This window comes from Stieleria varia, from assembly GCF_038443385.1.
GTDB lineage: Bacteria > Planctomycetota > Planctomycetia > Pirellulales > Pirellulaceae > Stieleria > Stieleria varia.
In genome coordinates this window covers 1,806,469-1,825,538 of record NZ_CP151726.1, presented here as the reverse complement: position 1 = coordinate 1,825,538, position 19,070 = coordinate 1,806,469, and the positions used below count along the sequence as shown (strand labels likewise).

Below are 19,070 nucleotides of genomic sequence, written 5' to 3'. Positions count from 1 at the left end.
TGATGTGTCATGGCACGCACCAGGTTAGCGATTCGTTGAACAGCGAAAGCGAGTGAAAGTAAAGACGAAGGTTTTTCATTACCAACCCGCGCCATAGGGAGCGGGAACGCCGGCGCCGCCACCCGGCGGTCCGTCCTGTAACGGACCTCGTCCAGGTGCCTTTCCCGGTTTGTCACCCGGTTCTCCGTCACCGGGACGGCGTGCAAGCGGAGCTCGACGCGGAAGAGGCAATCCTTCGAGTTGATCCGACGTACTTTGTTCCAAATTGAGCACTTGTTCGAGGTTGAGTTGCAGACGCTCGGCTCGATCCAGGTTGGCAGTGAGGGCTGAGAGATCGACGTTTCCGGACGAGGTTTCCGTCGTAGTCTTTTTCTGGGAGCCCCTGGGATCTTGCTCCCGGACTGCTTGTGCTGTGCTCACGACTGCACTCGGTTTGCTCTCGGGGGCAGAGAGATAACGGTAGTGCTGGCGAGCCTCGTTAGCGATCGGCCGCCAGACCTCCGGAGGGCGGCCTTCTTCACGCAAGAGCCGAGCGCCGATGTACTGGGCTGCGGCAAGTTCTTCGCGGATTGCATCCGTCGGTAACGACTTAGAAGAACCCCTCATAGGATTCCCGTCGGCAGCACTTGCGTTTGTATCACTCACACGCAGATCCAAAAGGGCTTGAAGCTGTTCGATGCCGTTGAATACTTCGCCGGAGCGTACCATCGCCCGCGCCTCGGCCCAACGTAGAGACTCCAGCAATTCCAGGTCGACCTGTGGGGGACCCTGCTGTTTCCCTGTGCTTTGACCGATCGTATTGAGCAACGTCTCGGTCGCTTGACCATACAGCTCAGCAGTGGCGTGCCACACTTCAGCGGCCGATTCATAAGCGGCATTCTGCTGGTCGGTTGCTGAACGCACCGATTGCGCGATGGGGTGCTGGGGCTGAGTCTGCCAGTCGACGCCGGCGACAAAGGCTTTGCGTCTGGCGTCGAGCACATCGAGTTGTAGTTGATAGGCTGCGTTCTGAGCTTCGGTGGCCTTCACCGACTGGGCTTCGGCCTCGCGAATCATGGCAGCGGCCTGATCGCGAGCCAGCCATGCTTGGCCTGGCCCATAGTGATAGGCGATGACAAAGACCGGCAACACGAGCCAAATCAACCAAAGGATGGAAGCACGCATCAGACAAGTTCTCCTGAATGTGCGGCAAGCGGAGACTGCATCGAGTGGACCGCCGCTGATTCCCGCCGTGGTGCACCAAGCAGGCTGAGCGTCGGCAAGAGGATCGACAGCAGCGTCGCCCCAAAACACACCGCCACCACCGCCGCTTCGCGTAACCCGACGCCGTCGGCGACACGCGGCTGGATGATTGACAATCGGCTCAGCAGCTCGCTCGGCAGGTGTCGAATGTTGGCGTCAAAATAGGTGCCGCGCAGTTGGCTGGCGAGTGCCCGCAATGATTCGGCATCTTGACGTGAAGCATGGCCGGCGATCGTAGTTGCTTGACTGGTTTGTCCCAGCCCGATCACCAGTGTGTCAGCGATCGCTTTTGGTACCGCTCGGATCGGTGTTTTGTCCGTGCTGTCCCCGTCGCTGACCACGAGCAATAGTGCAGAACCATCAGGCCATCGCCGCGCGTACTCGATCGCATCCGAGATGGTGGAGGAAAGCTGAGTCGGACCTGGCGCGAACGCGGTGTAGACAGGCAAACCGTCAAACAGATTCTGCACGACGGCTTTGTCAAACGTCTCTTCGACGATCGGTACGGCCTTGGTGTAAACACCGAACACCGTGATACGTGTGTTCTCCCCATCCAATCGATCCAAAACCGCTTGGATGACTTCGCCGCCACGGACCATTCTCTGCTGCAACTCGTTGTTGTCAGGCTGCCTCAGCCCGGCGTCCTCTAAAAACATACTGGGTGACGAATCCAGACAAACCAACACGTGCTTGGACGCCTCCGGGGACGGCTGGACATCTGCGACGCGTGGCGGCTCGCAAAACAGAATCGCAAGCCCCCAAGCGATCAATCCCATCGTCGTCACGCGGATCAACGGCACCAGCCTAGCCCAGGCCGCAGGTCGCCCCGTAGCTCCAAAGGCAAGCTTTGCGACTCGATGCGTTCGGGCTGCGTGCAACCATTCGGCGATGGCAACAATTGCAATGCAGCTCAACGCTGCCAAGATGGCTGTGACCAGTGGGCTGATTACCAAGGCGTGTACCTCCATTTCAAGAGGCTCAACGCGTAGAGTAGCAAGGCAACGGCGCCGATCAGCACGAAGGGTTCAAAGTAATCGACCGGGATCGACGCGTTGGCGACGAACCGTGCCGGTTGCATCTGGTCGATATGATTGAAGATCAATCTGATTCCATCGGAATTTGTTGCGAGAAACGCGTCGCCTCCGGTCGCCCTGGCAATGCTCGACACCGGAGCCGGGATTGTGTCGCTGCCGATGTGAATGTGATACATCGTGATGCCAGCGTCATTGAGCCGTTGCGAGATCCGGTCGATTTGATCTTGCCCGTTCAGGTCGCCACTCGCCCCGTCAGAGACAAGAATCAATAAGCGATCGCTGGTGCCCGGAATTGATGAAGCGGTTCCGCGAGCCGAGGGCCCCATCGTTGCCGAAGAACCCAGCGAAGCCCGACGAAACAACTGCTCCGCCGCCCGATCTCGTTTCCACTGATCAACACTTTGATGACCGACATCCGTCCCATCCAACCTCGCCGCCTCACGTTGCATGTTATCGGCGCAATAGGTCAATGCCGATCCGATCATCGTGCCGCCCATGCCTCGGGGCTGGTTTCGCGGATTGGCAAATGCCAATGCATTGCGGATCACCTGCAGGTCTTTGGTCAGCGGCACCCATCGCAGTGGCCAGGAACCGAACAAGGTCAGTCCGATCGCGTCACCTTCTCGGGCATAAGTAAACGACTGGATCGCGGCGGCCGCGCTTTCGTATCGATTTTGATCCCCCATCCCGACGCTCATACTGCCGGAGACATCCATGCACACGGTGATGTGTGTGGCAACGCGGTCCCGATCCGGAACCTGCAACACCTGAGGCCGGGCGATCAAAATGACTGCCACCGCCAGCAGCACCGCAGGCAACAGCTCTGCCCCACGCAACAACGCGGCCAACCAGGGACGTGATGCGTGCGACTCATGATCGAAAGGCATCCTGATTCCACTCCCACGTCGGCACACCGACCAATAGCCCAACGCCAGCGGCAGGACGAGCAGAAGCAACCATTGCGGATTCACAAACGTCATACGGCACTCCCGATTTTTTCCAGATCGGTCGCATGTAAATCCTTCTGCCCAGTGTCTGCATCCGACTGCAGGCTGGCGTGGTAGGGTGCCAGCAACGCGTCCATCGTGGCAGGGCTCAATGTGCGTCCCGCCGTTTTAGCGGATACTCCGCCATCGGATTCATGGGCATCCGAATGAATCCATGACTCCAGTGTTCGCAACAATCCCCCTGCCTCCGCGTGATTTCGCAAAATCGGTAAAGCTTTGGCCATGGAAGCGGGCAAACCCAGGCGTCGTTGCCAAAAGACATACAGAAGCAACTCCAGTCGGCTCTGCTCGTCGACGCTCAGCAAGCCTTGACTCGCCCGCTCGATCAATGGACGCAAGCGATCGGCGAGCGTCGGTGGCAGAGCGGCGGGCGTCACCGTTTCTGGCTGGCTCGCTCGCCGGCGGACGAGGCTCCAAACCACCGGCACCATCACCCACAGCACTGCAAAGCAAACCAAACCGACGCGGTACCCTCCCGACGCATGCACCATCGGATCGTCGATCTCATAAAGACTCGTTCCGTGGCCAGGCGGTAGCTCGGAAACCACACGGACCGTCATCGGTGGCAACGAGTCTGCATCAAGCAGTGCTGAACCATCTCGCTGAACCACCCATTTCGACAAATCATAATCGCCGGCGACGGTGCCAAAGAACCTCAGCGTGTAGCGATTTTGGCCCGCCCGCAATGGCGAATCTGTCGTCGATCTCTCAAGCCGAACCAGCACTTCGGAATCAATCGATTGATTCGGGATCGCTTGCAGCGTGGGACTTGCGTGCGAGAACGTCAGTTGTCCCGTCAGACCACGCTTGACGGTCAACAGAATTGCGTCGTCATCGATACGCGCGTTGTCATTGTTCACCCAACTTGAATCGTTCGCCCAAGTCGCATGGATCGTCAGCGTCAACATCCAGCAAACCAGTACTGAGCAGAGCGTTCGATTCATCGTTGCCCCCGCATCAGCATCGCACGCGTCAGCAAGAACTGTCGCAGCGGTGAAAGCAATGGACGGTGCGTGACCAGTTTTAGATAGCTGACGTCCGCGCCGGCCAAGTCACGAGCAAGGGTGCAATCATCTCGCCAACGCTGTCTGCCATCGGCCAGGAATGCTTGGCCAGACTCTGCCTCGGTGCCGCGAAAATATCCGGCTCGTAAACCTCCGGCCTCAGCAGGATCCTGGAGGTGCAGCACCACGACGTCGTGCTGATGTCCCAACTGGCGCAGAGCGGTCAAGGCATCCGGGTCGTGCAAGTCACTCAGCACCACCAGCAGGCTCCGGCGTGTCAGTCGCACTGACAGCGCATTCAATCGCTCGGCAAGCTCAGTGTCCTCGTCGACGTCGTGAGCACGTAGGGGCTCCAGGTCACGCCATAAATCGTCCGGTGACAAGCTGGGGACACCATCGCTACGTGATCGTCCGTGGCGTGAGCCAGCGCTCAGCACACTGACGGGACTCAGTCGACGCACTCCGACCAATCCGATCGCCGCGGCGGCCCACACCGCCAGCCCATGTTTGCTCAGCGGTGTGGACGAAACGCTCATCGATGCGGACGTGTCGACGACGATATACATCGCGATGCGTTTGAGCGTTTCGTGCTGCTTGACATAGGCAACCGGCATCCTGGCACTCAATTTCCAGTCAATCTGTCGGACGGGATCACCCGGTTCGTACGGACGCGACTGGGCATACTCCAAACCAGATCCGACAAACAGTGAGTCATCGGTGCCAAATGCGATATCATCGGCGATGCGTCGAACGACCAATTCAAAATTGGCACGCGACAAGATGTCGGGGCTCGGCAGCGTTTCGAATTGGCTTGAGGCGGCGTTCATGCTTGGTCGTGTTTTCAAAGCATTTCGTTGAGCAATTGATCCAACATGGACTTTAGCGTTAGCCCTTCAGCGAGCGCTTCATAGCTCAAACGGACGCGGTGCAAGATCACGTCTTCGGCCAAAGTAAACAAATCCTCCGGCACCACATAGCTTCGTCCGTAGATGAATGCGCGCGCCCGTGCGGCTTGGACCAAGCTCAGGACCGCGCGAGGACTGCAACCGAGAACCAAGTCCTTGTGGTCCCGCGTTGCGTTGATCAATTTGACACAGTCGTGAATGAAGACCTCGCTGACGTGAACAGCCTGAACCTGTGTCATTGCCTGTGTCAAATCGCCGACGCTCAATTTGTGCTCATCGCTGATCGCGTCGAACATCGACTGAGGCACCGCACCATCACCCTGCCGTTGCAGCTTCAGCTTCAAGGCACGACGCACCACCTCGGTTTCTTCCGCTGGTGTGGGATAACGCAGCCGGTGGCACATCATGAACCGGTCCAACTGGGCTTCGGGCAACTCGAACGTCCCAGCTTGCTCGACGGGGTTTTGAGTTGCAATGACAAGAAAGGGAGCGGGCAAGATGTGGGTCTCGTCACCGATCGATACGCGTCGCTCTTGCATCGCCTCCAACAGCGCCGACTGCACTTTGGGTGAAGCACGATTGATTTCGTCGGCCAGCAATAAGTTGGTGAAAACCGGGCCCTTATGAATATGAAACTGGCCAGACTGCTGATCCAAAATCTCGGAGCCCAAGATATCTGAGGGCAACAAATCGATCGTGAACTGCACACGTTTGAACTGCAAATCGATCGCCTTGCCCACCGACTGCACCAGCAGCGTTTTTGCGATCCCCGGAACGCCCTCCAAAAGCAAGTGTCCTCCCGTCAACAACGCGATCAAAACCCGCTCAACGACTTCGGTCTGGCCGACGACGGTTTGTCCGACCTGCTCGATCACGGCTTTCGCAAAAGGCGCGACCGGCTCAAATACTCCGTCGGGTGACATGCTCAAGTCCGATGACGTTTCAACAAGAGTGTCAGACATGGTGCACTGGGTGGGTTTCCAGGAATGTGACGAGTAAAAACAAGGTCAACAAGAAAGGGATACGAACTCTGAAGCGTTATTGACGAAAGCATGGCCGCTAGCCCGCCTGTTCGGCCAAGAGCAAATTCAGCGCTTCGCCGAGCTGCTCGAGTTTCAGTCCCGTCGCTCTGATACGCCCCTTGCGATCGATGACGACAGTGACCGGTGCAACACGGACATGATAGCTCTGAGCCGTTCGGCCAGCTTCACGCGGCTGAACTTCAGACGGATTCGTCGCTGAGGCGGCGTTGTCGTCATTTTCAACCGCGGGCTCGGCGGTCACGCCCGTGGGCTTCGTAGTTTCATCAACGGGCTTCGCAGTTTCATCGATGATCTTGGACTGGGCGGCCGCGTCCAACGCCATGGCAATGTTCAGTTCCGCCTCTGATGCAAAGGCCTGAGTCGCATCCCAATCGCTTTGGTGATCACAGATCACAACAAAAGCGACACCCTGCGGAGCATACTTGGTCGCCGCTTCATTGATCGTCTTGAGTTGCATCTTCGTGATCGCCATTCCCGGTCGGGTGAAATGCAGCACACGAACAACACCGTCGAGCTCTGCGTCACGCAATCCCTCGGGAGCGTTCGGTAGTCCGTCTTCGCTCTCCGATTCGGCAGCGACCTGCGCATCGATGTTATCTTCTGCGCCAGTGTCGTTGTTTTCCTCGGACGACACTTCACCACTGCCAGACTGGTTGCCGGGTTTCCACCACGCCCGCGCCTTGATCGGCCGTGCAGGCTTGCCGACTTGGTCTTGCCAAGCCCTCATCCTCTCGGCGCCTGCGTAGAACCACGCGCGATCAAACGCGGCAAACTCCAATTTTCGTCTTGCCGGTCCAGACTCCTCGATCAACTGTTCGACGATCGTCTTGACATGAGTCGGCTTCACGCCTGCTGCGCGGACGATCCCCGCGCGGTCAATGATGATGTAGGTGGGGAAGGCATTGATCCCGTACGCTTCGCCCGTTTCGCCCGTGTCCAACACCACCGGGTAATTGATTTCGCGATCTTCGACCATCTGCGGTGCCTTATCCCAACCGGATGTCGCCGAGTGCATGCCAATGAACATCAGGTCGTCAGGGTGCGTCTTCACCATCTCAATGTTCTTGGGGATCGATGCGACGCAGGGCCCACACCATGTTGCCCAGAAGTCGAGCACCACGACTTTACCCCGACAGTCGTCCAACGTCGTCGAGTCACCGATCCAAGTGTCCGTCGACAATTCGATCGCGGGGTTGCCCTCCAGATTCGTGCGCATGGTTTCCATGCCTTCGAAAAACCACTCCTCCGGAAAACCGGAATCCGCCGCGAGGATGGATGACGCGTTAACAATTGAGAAACCGATCACCGACAAAGCAGCGACGATCAAGATTTGAAACGGATGAGCCAGCACTCTGTGTGCCCCGAATCGTGCCCTCAGGGCGAAGCTCGACGCATCCGCATGGCACCGCTGTCGCATAGAACCGTGACGCCGAAAATGGAGGTTCATGATTAATCCCAAATCTGGACAAAAAGTCAAAGCGGACGCAGTTTGAGGATAGTGTACCAGCGGGCGCCGGTAAACGATCCAAGTTCCAGTAGGTCATGCTCTGCATGAAGCTATCCGTTCAGCGCCACCCCACCGCATCGTGCGTTTTCCCCGAAAACAAAGGGGGCAGGCTCACAAACAAAGGGTCAGATCACGTTGTTTCGGTTTTTGGCCTCGTTAGACTGCGATTCTCCACTCGCAGCAGTGAAGATCGATGCCTAACCCGGATTATTCACGCCACTGACTACAGTCTTCGCAACACGTTTGCGTGAAACGGCTTGCGCGGATTGGCACGAAAACAGTCTGCGCATATCAGCCGCCACGCGATAGCGTCCGGTTCTTGCACCCATACTCAGGAACCGGACGCTATCGCGTGCCGGCTGATGAATCATCCGCGGCTAGCCGTGGGCCCCGCACCACAATCCGCACCACTCGTCCACTCTGGCTTCTCCCTCAGCTTTTCTGGGGGAGAAGGGCTGGGGATGAGGGGGCTGAGCGCTGAAACGTTGCTTCACCCAACACGCATCCATCCCAAGCGACTTTGCGCACGAAAAGCCAACTACCAACTTCACTCCTCCCATTTCCAACATCCACCCATGATTCGATCCTACTTTCTCTGATTCGAAGCTCCTTCCGTCGAGCTTGTCTCGGCGGAGGAAACAACTGACGGCTACTTGCCCAAGCCAACAAAAATTCCCCACCGCCCGCGAATCGCCGAAGGCGATTCGCGGGCGGTGGGGAAGTGAATGCAATCGTGTTGAGGGTAGCTGCCATTCGTTGCTCCGAACCGGGGCAAGCCCGGCGGAAGCAAAGAATCCATCTTGCGTCGACCGTGAATGCCGCCAGCCGCAACCTTTTGCAGCCCGGCTTTCGACAGCCAAGCGTCCCCATAACTACCGCCGTCCCATTTTCTCGTCCATTTTCTCGTCCCCAAACGTCTTCACGAAGACGCGATGCGTGAGTTCATCGAGCGTCAGCTTGATCGCATCGGATTGGCGCACAACACGTTCACAGCCGGTGCGATCAAGTTGATCATCCGCACCGCCGACGGAGTGCTGCGTCGTTGCCGCAACTTCTGTCTTGCTTCGATGCTCGAAGCGGTGCGTGCCTCGTCGGGCACGACGATCGACATCGACGTGGTCAACCGCGTGCTGATGCAACCCCACTGGCAAAAGGAGGTCGACCTGACGGATTTTTGAAATTCATCCCCACCGACTTCTTTACTTCACACCTCGGGCAATCCTATGATTACCAAACAACTCCTGCGGGCAATCCGCAACGGGGCGGAGTGGCTTCGCCGGGGTCAGGCTTTGCATTGGGTTTTCAATTGCAGTCTGTCCTCAATCGATGCTGGCCGTCGTCGCTCCGCTCGGCGGGACGCGATTGGGGACAGGGCACTATGTCGCCGTAAGCGGCCGAGTGCTCTGCCCCAATTGGCCTAAGCGTTTAGCCAATCGGAACAGGAGAAGCTAAAGTGGAGTATTCGCCACTGGCCCATTAGGCGACGAGACCTGGGTGGATTCGACTACGAGGAAGTTCGATCTCGAATCGACGATGCGCCCCCAAGGCCGTCCACGAAAGTTACCACGCCCCTCCTGATCTTTACCAATGCTTCCAATTCGGAGTCCGACATCTTTTCTCTGACAAACAGCTGTTGAATCGAAAGCCGCCGAAAACCCAATGCAAGCTCTCCCCCCAGCGAAGCTCTCCCCGTCACGTTTTCTTCCCGAATCAACGCGATTCCTCAACAGATTGCTCTGTACCTGTTTCCCCCGTCCGGTGTTGCCGACTTGCGATGAATGGATGTTGTCGCGCACAACATGCCCTTTGGGATGACCGCAAATTCAGAAAGCAGACAGTTTGGGCAAAAAAATGTGCGGGCAAAAAAATACGGGACCAGAATAGCCGCAGGTCATGCTGCGCAAGACGAAATACGGTCTGCCGATCTCCACGTTTGGCTGCCTGGATGGGGGAATGCATCAGTTGACGTCCAGACTTTACGACTTGCGATGAACGGATGCCGTCGTACAAAGTCGTACAAAGTCGTACAAAGTCATTCAAAGCATCACTCACCGCAACCGGGCCGCGTCAGAGCCCCACAGCGAGGACAAGAAAATGCAGGACCAGAATGAGCACGAGCATTTTTTTGCCCACACATTTTTTTGCCCTTACTCGCCGCAATGATGAGTCTCAAGCAGATCCTCCAGCAAGTATGCTACCGGACTCAGCTTTGTCTGAATTGCGTCCCTTTTCTTTGAATCGAAGATCCTTCCGTCGAGTTTGTCTCGGGACCGTCAATTGGTGCCACCCACCAATACGCTCTCGGTCAGCAGAGTTGCTTGTGAGAAGCTCCATTTATCTTGGTTGGTCCGCTGGGTCGATTCATGAGTGGTGAGGTTCCCGGGAGACGAGCTCATGCTTTCAACGTCCTCATTGGCATTTGCCGACAAAAAACCGTTCCCTGTTTCTAAGTCAGTAAGCTGAACATACTCCGTGAGGCGAAAAAGAGTCCTGCCACCTTTTTCTGCACCCCTGCCACCTTTTTCTGCACCCACTCGAAAGCAGCGTAGTCGGCATCTTTGTGAAAAATCGTCGCTCACAAATTGCCGCGATTCAGCGCGTGATACAAACCGCCCGCTTCATCGGCACGTGGTGGTCGGGGCATGGAAAGGTTCTCCGAAAAGGGACCTTTGACACAGCGTAACCTGCGAAGAACCAAAAACAAAGAAGCCTGACCCCTTTGATTTGTTCCTGACCCCTTTGATTTGTTCCCGGCGACTGTCAAGTTGGTGGGTGGCACCATTTGATCGGGCAGTCTTCCCGTCCTTCCCCTTTCCACCAATTTGAATGGCCCGACTTAACTTCAAGCTCATCGTCTTCCATCTCAAAGATTCCATCGTATAGCGATGCTTTGAAACGTTTCAGAAAATCGGCGAGGTTTGCTGCAACCCAGATATTTCCATCGTCGTGGGCGGTTCGAATAATTTGGCCATTCGTTCCCTCAATGGTTGGCGAACAGTCCACGGCAAGAAATCCTCCTGACCCGTCATAGCAAAATGGAATCCAACGTGGTGCCCACAAGACGTTCAATATTCGGTTGTCACTTTCAACTACAGCACCTTCTGACCGCAATTGCTTGTCACGCTGACGCGTGTAGAGATCACTGATTTCACTCGCTGAAAGCAGCGTCCAGTTTGAAAAAAGCCAAGCTTCTTCTTCGGTTTCTCCGTCGTGGTGCGAGAGAGATTTACTCAAATCATCAGGAATTGGGAACCCAATCTGTCTTTCGAGAAAAAGCAAGTCCTGACTGTCAGCAGGCCCCCCTAGCTTTTCAAGAATGATGCTAGCATTTTTCTCCAGCCACTGGTCAATTGACTGCCAAGTTTCAAGTATCTCGTCATCCATAGTTTTTTCGCTAATTGAGCTGGTTCGGAAACAATGTAACTGATTCCGTTTTTATCTTGATCTCTCTACACGATTTCAACGCATTAATTCCGTGTGCTATTTATACAAACCTCTATCTGTTCATTTCATTTTAAATTGGGACCAATCCACTTTGATCGGATTCTAAGGGGGCAGGCCTCTTTGTCGGGATTTTCCGGGAACCGGACCCGCTTTCGGCCCCTCGGTCGCATGGTCGATTCCAGATGAAGACGGCGGGCAATGCTTTCAACGCATCCCTCATCGCCCAGCGGCTTGCCACGTTGGGCCGACAGGCGGCACGCGGCCAATTCTTCGTCGCCGAGGCATTGATTGACTCGCTCGGTCCAACGGGGAAGCCGCGATTTCGGCCAGCGCGAAAGCAGGTTCGGATCCGGAGCGTGCAGCCAGTGCCATAGCGATCCCCAACGCCAGTCCTCCGCTCGCTCGACCAAACCCGCTCGCAACGCGTTGCGTTCGACGTACCGGCAAACCACGAAAAAATGCGCATCGTCTTGGATCGGAAAGCTCTTGTATCGTTGTTGATAAACATGTCCCGTGCCGCCGGTGTGGTAGGGCGAATGATACCGCATCGTGTGCGTTCCTCCGACCCACGCCATGAATCGACTCATTTCCCCATCGACCAACGGTCGCAGAACCAGATGGTAGTGGTTGGGCATCAACTGGAAGGAATACAACTCGATTTGGTGAATTTGCAACGCTTCATGCAGGATCCACTCGAAAGCAGCGTAGTCGGCATCTTTGTGAAAAATCGTCGCTCACAAATTGCCGCGATTCAGCGCGTGATACAAACCGCCCGCTTCATCGGCACGTGGTGGTCGGGGCATGGAAAGGTTCTCCGAAAAGGGACCTTTGACACAGCGTAACCTGCGAAGAACCAAAAACAAAGAAGCCTGACCCCTTTGATTTGTTTGAGGTTCCCGGGAGACGAGCTCATGCTTTCAACGTCCTCATTGGCATTTGCCGACAAAAAACCGTTCCCTGTTTCTAAGTCAGTAAGCTGAACATACTCCGTGAGGCGAAAAAGAGTCCTGCCACCTTTTTCTGCACCCAACGCTTCATGCAGGATCCGCTCGAAAGCAGCGTAGTCGGCATCTTTGTGAAAAATCGTCGCTCGCAAATTGCCGCGATTCAGCGCGTGATACAAACCGCCCGCTTCATCGGCACGTGGTGGTCGGGGCATAGAAAGGTTCTCCGAAAAGGGACCCTTGACACAGCGTAACCTGCGAAGAACCAAAAACAAAGAGGCCTGACCCCTTTGATTTGTGTCGACGACGGGCAGCATCGATTGAGGACAAACTGCAACTAAAAACCCAATGCAAAGCCTGACCCCGGCGAAGCCCTTCCCCGTCGGTGCGAGTTGAGCTGTATTCCCCAACGGAATAGCTCACCGCACCGGCACCCCCAAGTCACTCCCCCATCAAACCACCTGGCTCCGTTTTCGGCTGCCACGGTGGCTCCCTTTTAGACTGCCATCTCCAGCATCTTTTTGAAAAATCGTCGCTTGCAAATTGCCGCGATTCAGCACGTGATACAAACCGCCCGCTTCATCGGCACGTGGTGGTCGGGGCATGGAAAGGTTCTCCGAAAAGGGACCTTTGACACAGCGTAACCTGCGAAGAACCAAAACTGACCCCTTTGATTTGTCTCATGCACCAATCGATAGCCTATGACCCGGCCAATTTCACCGGCTCGGGGCGCAAAAACCCCTACCCTTTGTAGCGCTTACTGAGGCTAAACACAAAGCTCTTCCGATGGAGCTTAGACCTAACGCCCTCCCAGCATGGGAAACTATACCGGGGGATAGCAGGCAAACGGTTATCTCTCTTTTGTGCACGGTTAAATCGATTGGAAGTTGACGTCCGCTCGCGGCGCCACGCCCGAAACTCTCGGCGCCGCAAACTATTTTCTCGGCGCCGGGAAAACTATCGGGAAAATCTCCAATATTGGAATCGAAAAAGTTTTACATATATCATATATCGGGAATTCACTAACCCCCTTGCCCGTAACGACTTACGCTCTTTTGGGTGTGACAAATTGCTTCACCTCGTATCTATAACAAACCACCTTTCTTATCCGTAAGTCCTTGCTGCGACGGAGGTTGCGAATTACAGGACTCAGTCAGTTGGCAAGCCCGTTGCAATCCATAAGATGCGACCATCGTGATTGATTGGTTCGCTGGCACCATGGCAAGCCTTCACACACGATGAGACCGAAGTGGCGAGGGACGAGCCACTGTCGAGTTGGAGAGGCAAAGGGATGTTCCCCTCTCTCTCAAAAGCTAACGGTCCCACCAAGAAAGGAGGTGAGGATGGCTGGACTAGCGGAAGCAATTCTCGTATTAGCGGCTGTCGTGCTACTTTTCCACGGTATACCCCGTAAGTAGCAAAAGTGAGCAGGGGGCGACCCATGGTGCTGAGTCGCACCCCCAGCTACTTTGAAGTCATCGGTCCATAGGGGCCTAATCCCGTGGACCAGTCCATCGAGACGAGTTTGTCGCTCGTCTCGATTTTTTTGTCAGTTACCTAGTTTCGGCGCCCGACGCTCGGGAGGATAGCAGAACCCCGGCGCCGAGCAACGGCAATATAACTTATATTTGCGGGTAGCTGCCACAACCTCTTTTACTTCAACGGTTTGCGGCGACTAACTTTATCAAAAGCGTCTGGGTCGGAATCGCACGGCCCTCTCCGGTTTGGAAGACCGGCATGTCGCTGTCTACACCTCAGGAGAAATCTAAGCCGTCAGGTGTGCCGATCTCGGTGCGTGACTGGCATTCAATGGCGACAAAAAAACAGCCAAATCTAACCGGATCTGTGCCGTGCTCCCCGGAAAATTGCTCTGCCACCAGGAACGTGCCTCTCCCCCTTCGCGAAACTCGGCGAGAAAACCGGAATCGAAACTCAGTGCGACCGTTGTAGCAAACGCCGGGCCGAACACCATTTCTCCTGACACTTTTTCTTATGTTGCTGGCGTACGGTTGCAAGTTAGACACTTACGTAGCCAGCATGGAGGACGACCGGAAAAAGCGAGTTTGAACGCTCAATTTCTTGAAAAACGTCTGTTTGGAGCATGCTGCTTGATGGAATGTACGTGGGCTGAAGCGTATATTTGACTCCACACGCACCGAGGGCCCATAGTATAAAGTGCCAATTCACCGTCCATAAGGATCAAATTGCACGGCATCGGGACGATCAATAACGTGTTTTCGTGCAATAAGAGCGGATGAACGAACTACTTAATCAGATTGAAATGTCCTGCGATTCAGGACAATTGTACCTTGCCCTGTTCAGCACCTTAACGCTTCCAGATATCTGTGGCGCAATTTCGTCAGACAACGGGTTTTCAACCGGCAGGCAATACAAGATTTGGTTTGACGAATATGTAGCACCGAAGTACGACGGGATGTTCAACGGAAGCAATTGCTACGCTTTCCGTTGCGCCGCGCTTCATCAGGGCAAAGCTGAACACAAAGATCTCGGATATTGTAGAATCATTTTCCTTGCACCATTGGAAAATAGAACATGCATTATGCACAAGAATGTCTTGAACAATGCGCTTAATTTGGATCTTGTAACATTCTGCAAAGATGTTGTTGCTGGCGTCCGGTATTGGATGAAAGAGCAATCAGATTGCGCGAACTTTCAAAACAATATGGCGTCCTTTCTTAAGCGTCATGAAGGCGGGCTATTGCCGTATGTCAATGGAGCGGATGTATACTGTTGAGAACAGAAAGAAATCAGGGATTGTGAAATGCCACTTTATCTATATGAGTGCAACTCTTGTTCGTGCTTTCACGAGGTCTTGCGAAAGATGGATGAGCGAGACCAGGCGTTTTTTTGTGAACAATGTGGAGCGACCTGTGAACGCGTAATGACATGTGCAAATTTGAATTCAAAGACGTCTGAATGCAAAGCGTCAACACAATACCGCGACGGCACTAGTGAAATTGAATCACAGATAAACAATAACACTATGACAAACGGAAGGGTTGGGATCAGTGTTTCCAAAGGAACCAAGGTAAGCTTGTCTGGGAACAGATTTGAAAACATCCAAATTCCAATTGAATTCCGCGATGATTAATCAAGCAAATAGCGACAGCGCACTTTTCAAGGGGGTGAAGTCTCGCCAGGGGGCCGTTTAGGCGGCGAAGAAATCTAAGCACTGTCATGGTCGAACTTTGATTTGGCCGCCTTGGCGAGATACGCGCGTACCTCAAACGGCATTACCTTACGGTAACTTTTTTGCGACTCAAAGTCCAATGGCTTGTCCGCTGACGAGACACGTCTCCGTCAGCATGGATGGTTCAGTCTCGCCACCCTGGTAGATATCCGAAGCTTAGAAGCCTCACACTGTCTTATCCGGCGTTTGAACCGCTGACAGAGCATCACGCTTATGCCACGGGCTTATTGACTTTGGCTCCGAAAAGCCGCGCCTGCCCTCGGGGACGGATCGATGTTGTCAGTGTGCCACACTTGGCGGCCGCTGACGATTTGAAACACCATTCGATTGTCTCGGTTGGCCATTCGGCAGTTGCGATCTTGCGTTGGTAAGCGCCCAACGGCACCATGTGCCGTCGGGGCGGGCGGAGGGTTTATTCCGACTCGGATTGGCTGAGGCGGCGATCGAGTCGGGCTCGGTCACGCCGGGCGTTGCGTTGCCGACGCTCTTCGGGTGGCTTCGCTGGGGCCAGGCCTTGCATTGGGTTTTCGGCGGCTTTAGATTCAACCGCCGTTTGGTCGTCCTCCGCTCCAAGGTTGACCATGCCTCGTCCTCACCGCGTCCAGTTCCCCGGGACTATCTATCACCTGATCAGAGAAAAGATGTCGGACACCGAGTTGGAAGAATGGGTACAGATCAGGAGGGGCGTGGTAACTTCCGTGGACGGCCTTGGGGGCGCATCGTCGATTCGAAATCGAACTTCCTCGCAGTCGACTCCACCCAGGTCTCGTCGCCAAAAGGGCCATTGGGTCAGAGCACTTTTCCTGGGCTGACTGACAGTGCTGGAGTGGTAGAGCCGATCTTCTCATTTCATTCTCGTCACCTCCGGGGCAAACCATGACTCGACTTGTTGGCGTGGAGGTCTTCGGTTCCACCGAAGTCACGATCGCTCACGTGATGGCCCGCACTGTCAGACGGTGCTTCTTAATCGCCAGAGGGGACGGAGCACTCGGCCGCTTACGGCGACAGAGTGCCCTGTCCCCAATCGCGTCCCGCCGCGCCGAGCGACGACATGCCGAGTCGCCGCCGTGGCGACGACGGGCAGCATCGATTGAGGACAGACTACAACTAGAAACCCAATGCAAAGCCTGACCCCGGCGAAGCCCTTCCCCGCGATATTGATTCGACCACATTCAAGTGCATCTCGATCAAGTCGCATGTCGAGAAGTGGTTCCAGTTCTCGAAATATCACGCATCTCAACGTACTCGGCCCGCGTCTTTTCAACGCGACTGGAAACTTCTCAGTTGCGAGAAATCTACCCCACCCTTTCCCAGACACTCCAAGTTTCCTTCCAGCTTCCGTTACGAGCGGGAACTTAGTGAAAACGTACTCAAAAAAATTGACCAAGTCATCGTCGGACCACGCCTGGTTCCAGAGAAGCAGTTCAACCGAATTTGGGTACGATTCTTTTTGACCAAGCTTTGCCATTGCAGTACCTTAACTAACGCTCCAGTCGTGTCATAGATTTCAATCTTCACGTCTAGCTGGCTGGCTCTTGCGACTTTCTGATCGCGTTTACCCCCCCTTCCCCTTATTGCTCGTTGGGCATGGAAAGGTTCTCCGAAAAGGGACCTTTGACACAGCGTAACCTGCGAAGAATCAAAAACAAAGAGGCCTGACCCCTTTGATTTGTGCCGAAGTGGCACGCAAGTCTTACGCGGCAGTCGATCCCGAGAACCGCTTGGTCGCCAAGGAACTCGAACGACGCTGGGAGGAAGCGTTGCGTGAGCAAGAACAATTGACGATCGAGTACGATCGCTTTCAAACCTCGACACCTGCAAAACTGAGCGACAACGAACGTCAAGAGATCAAGTCGCTCTCGGAATGTTTACCGCAGTTGTGGATTGCAGAAACAACCACTGCCGAAGACCGTTGCGAGATCGCGCGCCTGTTGATCGATGAAGTCGTCATCAACGTCGAAGGCGACAGCGAACGAGTAGATGTGGACATTCATTGGAAGGGCGGCTTCGGCAGTCACCACGCGATGCGTCGTCCGGTTCAAACGTACGAGCAACTGTCGTACTACGACGAACTGTTATCACGCATCAAAGCCTTGCTCGATGAAGGCAAAACGCTCGGTTCGATCGCCAACCTTTTGAATGCCGAAGGTTATCAACCACCAAAACGCTCATCACTATTTAGCGCAGGAATCCTAGCACGCTTCCTGCGTGATCGCGGCATTCGAACCGGACCGTTACCCAAGAGCGTCACCGAAGAACGCCATCTTCGCAGGGATGAATGGTGGCTCAGCGACTTGGCCGCTGCGCTGTCGATGCCCATCGCCACGCTCCATCGTTGGCAACGCGTCGGCTGGGTCACTTCGCACAAAGTAGCGGCAACTGGACGTTGGTCGATCTACGCCGATGCGGAGGAACTCTCTCGCCTGACGCAACTCCGCACCCAGCGTCGCGGTTGGCCTGACCCATATCCTCGCGCCCTGATCACGCCCAAACCGAACCCGAATTCGGATTCAGCTGGCGAATAAAGCTAGCAAATACCGACGGAAGAATAACCCCGACTTCTATGGAGGCAGTATGACTGGACGATCGAGTTGTTCTTTCGGATGATCAAACAACTTTTAGGCTGCCATCACCTGTTGAGCACAAAGCCCGCTGGCGTGGAGATCCAGATGTACTTGGCAATCATTGCATGCCTGCTGATCTTGATCTACACCGGCGGCCAACCGAACAAACGCACTTATGAAATGATCTGCTTTTACTTGCTCGGTTGGGCAAGTCTGCAGGAACTTGAGGCTCACATCGAAAAACTGAAGCCCAAGTCTATCTAGGAATACTGCGCACCGACCGAAGCCGCCCGGCTTCGGCCGTTGACTGCTGCGCGGTCGGTGGCAATGTGCCCCGTGGATCAAGCTTTCCTGCATCCATTTAGCCCCCGCGCGTGCCGATAATCCGATAGAACTAGCGTTGAGCAATAACTGAGCCGAACAGTATTGTGTCTGACACCTTTTCTCTGACGCTGCCCCCTTTGTCGTATGTGACCGCTTAGTCTTGTTCTCAGTCGAAACAGAGGCCCAAGTTCTCTAGCTTTTGCTTTTCTTTCATGACAACGCCGTGCTTTTTATGAGAGCTAGGCGGAAGAGAAAAAACTCCTTCGTCACAGCCAAAGACTTTTACCTTCTTGAGATAGATTTTCCAAAAACTCAAAGTTGACAGTCCAGAATCAGGTGACGTGATGATCGCTTCATGTTCTCGTCGAATCACAACATGGCGACTTGGGTCGCGAACTACCGAGCATGCGGGAATTCCGATAACAACTGTTTCTCCACTGTAGTCAGTTACATCCACTTTGAACGGCACGTCGTTACCCATTGCTACAGCGAAGTCGGCATCGTCGTCGTCGGGTTGTATAAGCAGTTTAGCAGGCTTATTGCCCTTCACTACAACTTGATTCAGTTCAACGGCGGCAGAGACTCGTAGAGCATCTCCGCAATCGAGGTTGTCGAACAAGACTTTCGTCAACTTTGTACCAGACGTGACTCTTGAGGTACCAGGCGACGTTTTGCAATTAATGAATTCAACGTTTTGCAAAACCAATGTTTCACCGCTTCCTGGTGTGAATTCGAGGTTTGCAAATGTCTGGTTGTCGAATACATGATCAGATAATTGGTAAACACCATCTTCAACGCATTGTAAACCATCGAGATCTTCAAGTCGGAGCAAGGTTGTTTC

17 protein-coding genes are annotated in these 19,070 nt (G+C 54.7%); 5 read left to right on the top strand and 12 right to left on the bottom strand.

All coding sequences use genetic code 11. The annotated features are described in order from the left end of the window. Positions 1–78: 78 nt before the first annotated feature. The 7 genes from Pla52nx_RS06325 to Pla52nx_RS06295 form a co-directional block, all read right to left on the bottom strand. Positions 79–1,164, bottom strand: coding sequence for a hypothetical protein (locus tag Pla52nx_RS06325; protein WP_146523343.1), 1,086 nt, complete (start codon positions 1,162–1,164; stop codon positions 79–81). Next, positions 1,164–2,195, bottom strand: coding sequence for a vWA domain-containing protein (locus Pla52nx_RS06320; protein WP_146523342.1), 1,032 nt, complete (start codon positions 2,193–2,195; stop codon positions 1,164–1,166). Before Pla52nx_RS06320 ends, Pla52nx_RS06325 begins: the two co-directional genes overlap by 1 nt. Further along, positions 2,189–3,163 (bottom strand): vWA domain-containing protein, encoded by a 975-nt coding sequence (locus Pla52nx_RS06315; RefSeq protein WP_197455085.1) that lies wholly within the window; start codon positions 3,161–3,163, stop codon positions 2,189–2,191. The genes Pla52nx_RS06320 and Pla52nx_RS06315 overlap by 7 nt, the downstream gene beginning before the upstream one ends. A gap of 89 nt (positions 3,164–3,252) precedes the next feature. Then, positions 3,253–4,227, bottom strand: a complete 975-nt coding sequence (locus Pla52nx_RS06310) for a hypothetical protein (protein WP_146523340.1) — start codon at positions 4,225–4,227, stop codon at positions 3,253–3,255. After that, entirely contained in the window at positions 4,224–5,114 is an 891-nt protein-coding gene (locus tag Pla52nx_RS06305; protein WP_146523339.1) for a DUF58 domain-containing protein, read from the bottom strand. The genes Pla52nx_RS06310 and Pla52nx_RS06305 overlap by 4 nt, the downstream gene beginning before the upstream one ends. A gap of 14 nt (positions 5,115–5,128) precedes the next feature. After that, positions 5,129–6,154, bottom strand: a complete 1,026-nt coding sequence (locus Pla52nx_RS06300; protein WP_146523338.1) for an AAA family ATPase — start codon at positions 6,152–6,154, stop codon at positions 5,129–5,131. A gap of 97 nt (positions 6,155–6,251) precedes the next feature. Next, the gene (locus Pla52nx_RS06295) at positions 6,252–7,682 is read right to left on the bottom strand and encodes a redoxin family protein (RefSeq protein WP_146523337.1); all 1,431 of its coding nucleotides are present in this window, start codon (positions 7,680–7,682) and stop codon (positions 6,252–6,254) included. Between the two features lie 992 nt (positions 7,683–8,674). On the opposite strand from Pla52nx_RS06295, the gene Pla52nx_RS06290 reads away from it, so the two are divergent. Continuing rightward, complete coding sequence (locus Pla52nx_RS06290) at positions 8,675–8,920, top strand: hypothetical protein (protein WP_146523336.1); 246 nt, start codon at positions 8,675–8,677, stop codon at positions 8,918–8,920. A 1,582-nt stretch (positions 8,921–10,502) separates the two neighbouring features. On the opposite strand, the gene Pla52nx_RS06285 is transcribed toward Pla52nx_RS06290, so the two are convergent. From Pla52nx_RS06285 to Pla52nx_RS06270, 4 genes are all read right to left on the bottom strand, one after another. Next, entirely contained in the window at positions 10,503–11,126 is a 624-nt protein-coding gene (locus Pla52nx_RS06285; RefSeq protein ID WP_146523334.1) for an SMI1/KNR4 family protein, read from the bottom strand. Positions 11,127–11,251: 125 nt separating this feature from the next. Beyond that, positions 11,252–11,914 carry a transposase gene (locus tag Pla52nx_RS06280; protein ID WP_342190422.1) on the bottom strand — a complete coding sequence of 221 codons (663 nt, stop codon included), beginning with the start codon at positions 11,912–11,914 and terminating at the stop codon, positions 11,252–11,254. Positions 11,915–11,937: 23 nt separating this feature from the next. Continuing rightward, complete coding sequence (locus tag Pla52nx_RS06275; protein ID WP_342190350.1) at positions 11,938–12,345, bottom strand: hypothetical protein; 408 nt, start codon at positions 12,343–12,345, stop codon at positions 11,938–11,940. A gap of 237 nt (positions 12,346–12,582) precedes the next feature. Next, positions 12,583–12,735, bottom strand: coding sequence for a hypothetical protein (locus tag Pla52nx_RS06270; protein WP_231742168.1), 153 nt, complete (start codon positions 12,733–12,735; stop codon positions 12,583–12,585). Positions 12,736–14,384: 1,649 nt separating this feature from the next. Here Pla52nx_RS06270 and Pla52nx_RS06265 point away from each other — a divergent pair. The 4 genes from Pla52nx_RS06265 (at position 14,385) to Pla52nx_RS06255 (ending at position 18,169) form a co-directional block, all read left to right on the top strand. Next, positions 14,385–14,885, top strand: coding sequence for a hypothetical protein (locus Pla52nx_RS06265; protein ID WP_146519755.1), 501 nt, complete (start codon positions 14,385–14,387; stop codon positions 14,883–14,885). A gap of 27 nt (positions 14,886–14,912) precedes the next feature. Further along, the gene (locus Pla52nx_RS32870; RefSeq protein WP_146519756.1) at positions 14,913–15,242 is read left to right on the top strand and encodes an FmdB family zinc ribbon protein; all 330 of its coding nucleotides are present in this window, start codon (positions 14,913–14,915) and stop codon (positions 15,240–15,242) included. 1,778 nt (positions 15,243–17,020) lie between these two features. Beyond that, positions 17,021–17,866, top strand: a complete 846-nt coding sequence (locus tag Pla52nx_RS06260; RefSeq protein ID WP_197454536.1) for a hypothetical protein — start codon at positions 17,021–17,023, stop codon at positions 17,864–17,866. Positions 17,867–17,932: 66 nt separating this feature from the next. Next, positions 17,933–18,169, top strand: a complete 237-nt coding sequence (locus tag Pla52nx_RS06255) for a hypothetical protein (RefSeq protein ID WP_261344245.1) — start codon at positions 17,933–17,935, stop codon at positions 18,167–18,169. Positions 18,170–18,395: 226 nt separating this feature from the next. On the opposite strand, the gene Pla52nx_RS06250 is transcribed toward Pla52nx_RS06255, so the two are convergent. Beyond that, the gene (locus Pla52nx_RS06250) at positions 18,396–19,061 is read right to left on the bottom strand and encodes a hypothetical protein (protein ID WP_146519758.1); all 666 of its coding nucleotides are present in this window, start codon (positions 19,059–19,061) and stop codon (positions 18,396–18,398) included. Positions 19,062–19,070 lie beyond the last annotated feature (9 nt).